General features: G+C 66.6%; 4 protein-coding genes, 2 pseudogenes and 1 other annotated feature. All 6 genes and pseudogenes read right to left on the bottom strand.

Features of this window, described 5'->3' with window-relative positions:
* Positions 1–134: 134 nt before the first annotated feature.
* Positions 135–1,219: pseudogene (locus JWP83_RS19055) on the bottom strand (IS3 family transposase); the annotation flags it as partial.
* Positions 789–920 (bottom strand) — a sequence feature (AL1L pseudoknot). (Overlaps the previous pseudogene by 132 nt.)
* A 53-nt stretch (positions 1,220–1,272) precedes the next feature.
* Positions 1,273–1,880 (bottom strand): annotated as a pseudogene (locus tag JWP83_RS19060) (nitroreductase family protein); the annotation flags it as partial.
* 93 nt (positions 1,881–1,973) lie between these two features.
* On the bottom strand, positions 1,974–2,999 hold the full coding sequence (locus JWP83_RS19065; protein WP_297733015.1) for an NAD-dependent epimerase/dehydratase family protein: 1,026 nt from the start codon (positions 2,997–2,999) through the stop codon (positions 1,974–1,976).
* A 72-nt stretch (positions 3,000–3,071) separates the two neighbouring features.
* A complete protein-coding gene (locus tag JWP83_RS19070; RefSeq protein WP_297733018.1) occupies positions 3,072–4,082 on the bottom strand; it encodes an aldo/keto reductase in 1,011 nt (336 codons plus the stop codon).
* A gap of 48 nt (positions 4,083–4,130) precedes the next feature.
* Entirely contained in the window at positions 4,131–4,301 is a 171-nt protein-coding gene (locus JWP83_RS19075) for a hypothetical protein (RefSeq protein ID WP_297733021.1), read from the bottom strand.
* Between the two features lie 541 nt (positions 4,302–4,842).
* The gene (locus JWP83_RS19080; RefSeq protein ID WP_297733024.1) at positions 4,843–7,584 is read right to left on the bottom strand and encodes a helix-turn-helix transcriptional regulator; all 2,742 of its coding nucleotides are present in this window, start codon (positions 7,582–7,584) and stop codon (positions 4,843–4,845) included.
* Positions 7,585–7,902: the final 318 nt, after the last annotated feature.

Genomic DNA, 7,902 nt, shown 5'->3' on the forward strand with positions numbered 1-7,902 from the left:
CACCACCTCTTGGGCCAGCCCAACACCCCTGAACCGCCAATACCGACACCACGACAACACCAAAGTCGGATGCTGTCCGTCAAGAACCGTGCCCACAACCCACTTGACACGACCTATAGCCAGCTAGTGCGGGTCGGCCCGTAGATCAGTTCAGACTTGTAGTAGCCGTTGACCGTCTCTGCCAGTGCGTTGTCGAAGCTATCTCCGATCGACCCGATCGACGGGACGGCACCGATCTCGGCGAGGCGTTCGCCGTAGCGGATGGACGTGATCTGCGAGCCCGCATCGGAATGAGATATCAACCCCGGCAGCGTGTTTCCACGTGACCAGCGGGCCATCTCGATTGCGTCGAGCACCATGGTGGTGCGCATGTGGGAGGCCACCCGCCAGCTTACGATCATCCGGCTGAAGGCATCGACAATGAAGCACACGTAGGCCACCGCGGCCCAGGTCGGCACGAAGGTCAGATCGGTGACCCAGAGCTGATTCGGGGCCGCCGCGGTGAACTTGCGCCGCACCAGGTCGGGATGCCGCGCCGCTGTCAGGTCTGGTTTGGTAGTGCGGACCCGTTTGCCGCGACGTGCCCCGGTCATCCCGGCGGCACGCATGTGCCGGACCACCTGGTCGCGGCCGACGTCATGGCCGGCTCGCCGCGCTGCTTTCCACAGCTTGCGGGCCCCATAGACGCGATAGTTGTCCTCCCACAGCTGCTGCAACGCCGGACCGATCACGCTGTCACGGCAGACCCGCGCCGACGGCGGGCGAGTTTTGGCGTCGTAATAAGTGCTGGGGGCCACCGACACCCCTGCGCTGCGCAGGACGGTGCAAATGGGCTCGACCCCGAACTCGTCGCGCTGGGCGTCGATGAAGGCGACTATTTCTTGTGTTGGCGGTCGAGCTCCGCCCCGAAGAAACTGGCCGCTCGCTTCAGAATCTCGTTGGCGCGCTTAAGTTCTCGGACTTCCTGTTCTAGTTCCTTAACTCGTTGCGCCTCAGTGGTGGACACGCCGGGTGAATACCCGTCGTCGATGTCGGCTTGGCGCACCCAGGACCGCACCGACTCGATGCCATACCCCAACTGCTGTGCCACCCGATACACCGTCCCGTGGTCGGTGCCCAACTCGGCACGCAACGCACGGACCATCCGCACCGCGGCAGCTTTCTCCTCCGGGCTATACCGACGCGACGTCGGCTTTCCAGGCACCTGTTCCTTCGGCATAACTCCATCCTCGTTTCCAAGGTCTGGAGCCTCCGGGATTTCCAGGGCGATTCATTGCGGTGCAGCTTGGTGATTTGTCGCGTCGGCTTGCCAAGAGCCAACACCGCGGCGACCGCACAGAAATCGGGAATTCCCAACAGTTTTTGCACCTGCGGCTCTTGCGGCACCACCATCGTGCTGAGGTTGCCGCCGTATCCCTCGCCACGTACGGCCAGCAGAATGTTCCACACCAGCGGGTACACCGAGGCGCCACTGTGACCCCGACGCGGCGGAGGTCCTGATCGGTGGCTGCCACGTATCTGAGATCCAGACACACCACGAGGACGACGGATGCCCGGCGCAAGGGTGCGATGAGGGTGTCGGGAACCTCGGTGGTGACGACGTCCGCGGCAGGCACGCTACTGGGCCGTAACGGATTCCAGGGCGCCTCCCCGATACCGAGCTGCGCCACGTAGCGCTGGGCCCCACGCACTGACAACTCGGCGAGGCGGTCGCGGGTCTTCTGGTCGCGGAGCACGATGATGCGCACCGCCTGGCGGTTACCTCCACTAGGTGCAAAACGCGCGTTGTCGAGGATGCGATACAGCGTGCGGTCTGGCAGCGGTTCGCCGGTGAACTCGCGCGCGGCGAACGTGGTGCGCATCACGTCGTAGAGGTCCACAAGCTTCCGCCTTCCTCGATGAGCAGTACCGGTGACGAATCACATCGTCGTTCACAACGACGCGGAGCAAGAGTTTGATCGCTGGGCGGCCGGCTATGTGTTCGCGTATGAGCCGAAGGCGATGTCGTCGCCGACGTCGGTGCGTTTGGGCGACCAGTCGAGGAGCTTGCGCGTCTTGTCCGAGGACAGACGTTTGTTCAGCGACAGGCTGATACCCGATGCTGCGCTGGGCGGCGGAGTGAACGAGCCGCCGATGCTCCCGACTGCGTCGGCGTCGATGCCAAGCATCTGCAACAGCGAGAGGCTGTCGGTGTGCTGGTCTGTTCCGATCATCCGGTTGATGGCGCGGGCCAAGTCGCGCTGGGTGACGTCGTCGGCGACGCCGTGCAGGATCGTCCCGTGCGGCGCGAGTTCCGCTGCCAGGCAGAATAACTCGGCCAGATCCTCGACGTGCACGAAGCTCTGAGTGGTGCCACCGCTTCCCCAGTGACCGGCGCGACCGTGCTTCCGTGCCCGGTCGATCAAAGACCTGAGGTCCGAATTGCCGCCGCGTCCGTACACCAGCCCGGGTCGTACCACAACACCGCGCACGTCCCCGTCGGCCAGGACGGCCCGTTCGGTCTCGACGCGAGCGGCCATCGCCTCTCCGAAACCGGCGGCCAGCAGAGGGTGCACGCCCGCGGATTCGGGCGCGAAAACCGATGCCGCAAGCGGCAAGCGGGCGCCTTCGTCGTAGACGGTGTCGGTGGCGTCGCCGCCGTTGAAGACCCCGAAGACCGCGGACCCACTGGTGAAGACGAGGGCGCCGCCGTGATCAGTTAGCGCCTCCCGCATGGCACATACCGCCTCACCGTCCCGCGCGAAGGCGGCCTGGTCCCCACTCGCGCCGCCGACGCTTGCGGTGCTCACCACGACGTCGGGTCTGGCGTCGCGAACGGCGTTGGCCAGGCTCACCGATTCGCCGAAGTCGCCCATAACGGGCTCGATCCCGCGCTTGCGCAGTGTATCCGCGGACCGCTCGGACCGGGCCAGCCCCAAGACTTGATGGCCTCGCGTGACCAGCGCCTCGGCGGCGACCGCGCCGAGGTAGCCCGTGGCGCCGGTGACTAGAACTTTCATCATTTTCCTCCCAAGTGCCTATGAGGTTTTGTGTTGCTTAGGGCAGGTCGATCCAGACTGACTTTGTTCCTGTTATCGGTCGACGGGTAGCGGCGCGTCGGGTGAGACGAGGTGTTGATCGCGCATCTCACGCCAAAAGTGGTCTGGGATAACGGTGTTGAGCGCCGCGTAATCTTCTGCGATGCGTTCGGGTCGGCTGGCACCCGGAATGACGGCAACGACGGCGGGGTGGGCGAGCACGAATTGCAGCGCGGCCGCCTTGATGGGCACACGATGGCGCTCAGCGATCGCCTTGATCCGCTCCACCTTGGCGGTGACATCTGGCGGCGCTGGCTGGTACTCGAAGTGCGTGCCGCCGGCCAGCACACCCGAGCTGTAGGGGCCCCCGACGACAATGTCGACCCCTTGGGCCGCGGCGGCCGGCATCAGACGCTGCAGTGCCAGCTCGTGATCGAGCAAGGTGTAACGACCCGCCAGCAGCGTCGCGTCGGGCGCTACGTCGGTCAGACTCAGGGTGAGTTCGACGGGTTCGACACGGTTGACCCCCAGGCCCCACCCCTTGATGACCCCTTCGGCGCGCAACCGGCTCAGCGCGCAAAACGCTCCGGTACGAGCCGTTTCGAACTGGGCAAGCCAGCCGTCGCCGTGAACATCTTGGGCAAGGTCATGCACCCAGACAAAATCGAGCCGATCCACGCCCAGGCGGGAGAGGCTATCCTCGATCGATTTCAGCGTCCCTTTCTCTGAATAGTCGTACACCATGCGGTTGGTTCGGCCGGACTTGAACAGATCACCCTTCTCGCCGAAATCGCGCGGCCCGGTCTCGAGTTCGTCGAGCACGAGGCCCACCTTGGTGCTCACCTCGTATTCGTCTCGGTCGTGTTTGGCCAGCTGCCTGCCGAGCCGGATTTCGGACAGGCCGGCACCGTATTGCGGTGCGGTGTCGAACAAACGGGTTCCGTGCTGCCAGGCGGCATCCACCGTGGCGGCGGCCTCCTCGTCGGTGAGTTCGCGGAACATGTTCCCAAGCGGAGCAGCACCGAAACCCAACGGCCCGTTGACAAGTCTGTCGCGGATTCCCATGTCATGACCCCTGTTAAGCGCTCAGTGTGGTGTCGAGCCAGTCGAACATCACCGGGTGGGCCCGTCCCAGCGCGCCGGCGTGCGTGTGTTCTCCGGCGCCTTCTGCCGGCTGGTCGAGTCATACCCGCTGGTGTAGATGATGGTGAGCCGGGGCACGCCGGAGTCATCGACCAGGAACAGATAGCCGGGCAGCGTCGTGTCCTGATACGGGATAGACACCGCCTCGGCCGGGTGGTCCAGTAAGGCCGCCGCCGCGGCGAAGGTGTCGACCTGCCCGGCGTACAGGGCGGCGAGGTCAGGGTTGTCTGCGGGGTTGTCGAGCAGAAGTCAGCCGCGGTGCGGTAGTAGTTCGACGCCCGCAACAGGTTTTCTCGGGCGGAGATCCGGTGTCCGGCGGCAACGGAGCGCTCACCCAACTCGGCCACCCGCCCCGCGGTCGCCTTCCATTCCCGCTGCCAACTGGCCAGGTCTCCATCCTTGATCCGGGCCGCGGTGGCAAGCACCTCGCCCAGATCGGCCCCGAGGTAGCTGGCGAACCCGGTAGAGCGCAGCGTCTCAAAGGAAAAGGTCTGATCGTCGAACAGGAACTTCATCGCGCGCTCCTCAACGGGTCGATCCGTCATCTCGTTACTGCAGACGAGCTGTGCCACCGAAGTTCGACTTCCACCAGATACGATCCGCGCGACACCCGGACCTTCGCATCCGGGAATTCCCTAGTTGGCTGGGCTCGGCACCACACTCCTTACCGGCGCCGGTCCCGCTAGGTCACGTTGGGACTGGTGGGCAGTACCCGATGGAGCTGGATGCGCGAGTTGATGCCGAGTTTGGTGAAGACGTGGCCCAAGTGGTATTCGACGGTTCGCGGGCTGATGAACAGTCGCGCGCCGATCTCAGCGTTCGTCAGGGCTTCGCGGGCCAGTTCAGCGACCTGGGTCTCCTGGACGGTGAGCTGGCCGGCGTTCTCGACAAGGCGTTTGCGGACCGTCTCGCCGGTAGCGAGCAGTTCGCGTCGGGCGCGCTCGGCGAATCCCTCGGCGCCCATCGTGACGAACATCTGGTGGGCGATCCGCAGTTGTTGGCGGGCGTCGGTGCGCCTGTGCTCGCGTCGCAGCCATTCGCCGTAGAGCAGGTGGGCGCGGGCCAGCGCCCCGCGGACGCGGGTGCGGCCGAGCCGGTCGATCGCCTCACGGTAGAGGCGCTCGGCAACCTCACCGTCGCTCAGCAGCGCTTGTGAGCGCGTCTCGATGCCCAGCGCCCAGTCGGTGCCGCACGCGCGTGTCGATTCCGTGAGCCGCTCAAGGGCGTCGGCGGCGCGCTGACGTTTTCCGCTTCGGGCGGCCGCCTCGATCAGCTCGACCAACCCCCAGGTGGAGAAAAGCAGCTCCTCTGGATGCTCGCTGGCCTGCTCGGCGGCGGCCAACGCCTCCGCGTATCGGCCGAGGCTGTTGTAGAGCTGCGCGCGCGCCCACGCAATCGCGGTCAGCCCCACCCCCTCCCCGCGGCGCAGCACCTCCTTCATGCTGGCTTCGAACAGCTCAGCGGCCTCGGCTTCGCGACCCCGCCAGGCAGCAAGCCCCACCGCACCGTAGGGCACAATCTGGCTGCCGGTCGCCTCGATAATCATCTCCACCTCATCTACCAGCGACGCGGCCGCCGTGAGCTCGCCTGCGTTCAGGCCCACCCCGACCCGCGTGTTGAGGGCGATCGGCAGCTCGCTAAGCATTCCGGCGTCACGGGCGAGCGTGACGTGGCGAATGGAGAGCGCCTCCCACGCCTCGTCATCCCACAGATCAACAGCGGTGCGGCACGCGAGCTGCAGCCAGCGGAGTTCCTCCTCGGTAGCGAGGGACTCGCTCCGAAACACACTCAGTGCAAGCTTCAACGTCGGTGTCCCGGCCGGATAGCCCTGCGTGAGCAGCCCTCCCAGTCCGTCGAGGAGCAGATCGGCCGCACGCGGCGGCTGCGGCGACGCGGGTGCCGCACATGCGGCTTGCGCTGCTTCCAATAGACCGGCGCTGCTGGCTAGACGGCCGACGAACATCGCCGCCCACACTGCTTCCAGGTAGGTTTCGCGTGCCAGCCCTACGTCGAGCGGTTCGAAGCGTTGCGCGGCTTTGAGCAGCAGCAGTGGAGCGTCGCTACTGCGGCGGGACGAGAAAGCGATCTCTCCGTGCAGCAGCTCGGCCCCGGCCCGCTGCGGCTCGTCGAGCGGGCCTGCCTCTGCGGTGGCAAGCAGCCGCAGCGCCGTATCAAACGCGCCGGATTGGGCCATCACCCGCGCGGCGGCCAGTGCGCGCCCCGCCCGCCGCCCCGGTTCAAGAGTCAGGGCCGCGGATCGCTCGAGGAAGGCGGCCGCTGCCGCTAGCCCGCCGCGCGCTTGTGCACGGTCGGCGCAGCGCTCAAGTTCGGACGCAACCTCCTCATCGGGCCCGGGCGCCGCCTGGGCGAAGTGCCACGCACGCCGATCGGGATCAAGCTGTGCATCGGTCGCCTCCGCCAGTGCTTGATGAGCCTCTCGCCGCTGCTCCGGTGAGGCCGACCGGTAGGTCGCCGAGCGCACCAGTGGATGACGAAACGTCACCTGGACACAGAATTCCACCAGACCCTCGGATTCGGCGGCATCCCCCGCCTCGGCCTTGATCCCCAGCCGGTCGGCCGCCCGCGCCAGCAGCACCGAGTCACCGAGCGGCTCGGCGGCCGCCAGCAGCAACAGCCGCCGGGTGGCCGAGGGCAGCGGCGCCAGCCGCCGCGCGAAGCTGTCCTCGATGCGACCAGGCAGCGCCGCGACGCTGGGCAGCCCGAACCCGCCCGCCAACTGGGCCGGCGTCAATCCCCGCGGCAGCTCCAGCAATGCGAGCGGATTGCCGTGTGTCTCGGCCACGATCCTGTCGCGCACCCGCTCGTCCAGAGGCCAGCCGACCACCGAAACCAACAGCGCCCGCGCATCGGCGTCACCCAATCCGTCGAGCACGAGCTCCGGCAGACCCGACAGGTCCCGGTCGCCGCTGGATTCGCGCACGGCGAAGATCAGGGCGACCGACTCCGCTCCGAGGCGTCGGGCAACAAAGGCAAGGATCTGCGCTGAGGCGCGATCCAGCCATTGCGCATCTTCCACCAGGCAGACCAGCGGCTCCTCGCAGGCCACCTCCGACAACAGGCCAAGGACGGCCAGACCCACCAGGAACCGATCCGGCGCCGCGCCACCGGCCAACCCGAACGCCGTCCGCAAAGCGTCGCGCTGCGGCTCCGGCAGGCGATCAACGCGATCCAGCATCGGCGCGCACAACTGATCCAGTACGGAGAACGCCAGCTCCATCTCCGACTGCACACCAGCGACCCGCACCACCCGACACCCCGACGCCCTCTCGGCCACGTAATCCAACAACGCCGACTTGCCCACACCGGCCGCACCGCGCACCACCAAAGCGCCGCTCTGACCTCCCCGAGCGGCCTCCAACAACCGATCGAGTACCTCGCAGGCGTGGCGCCGACCCAGCAACATCTAGCTACTCCTCCACCACGTTCCGGCGCAGGCACTCAGCGGGGCAGCCAAGCAGGAGTGCCGGGGTCGCCAACCGCCCCAGCCCCTTCCGCGGCGCGGCACGCCAAGGCTGCGAACATCATCGACGCGTCGCATCTGCTCATCATCGCTCAGCTGACACCCCACTGTTAGGTTCGCTCGACATCTAACCGAGCGTTGACGTGGTGTCCGGGGCTGTGTTGGGAGAGGAGCCGACTAGGGATTCCACGGATGCGATGGCGCGGGTCTCGCGCGGATGGTTTCTTGTGCGGGATCGACGGAACCTGGTCGTGACCATGC

The organism is Mycobacterium sp. (assembly GCF_025965855.1).
GTDB lineage: Bacteria > Actinomycetota > Actinomycetes > Mycobacteriales > Mycobacteriaceae > Mycobacterium.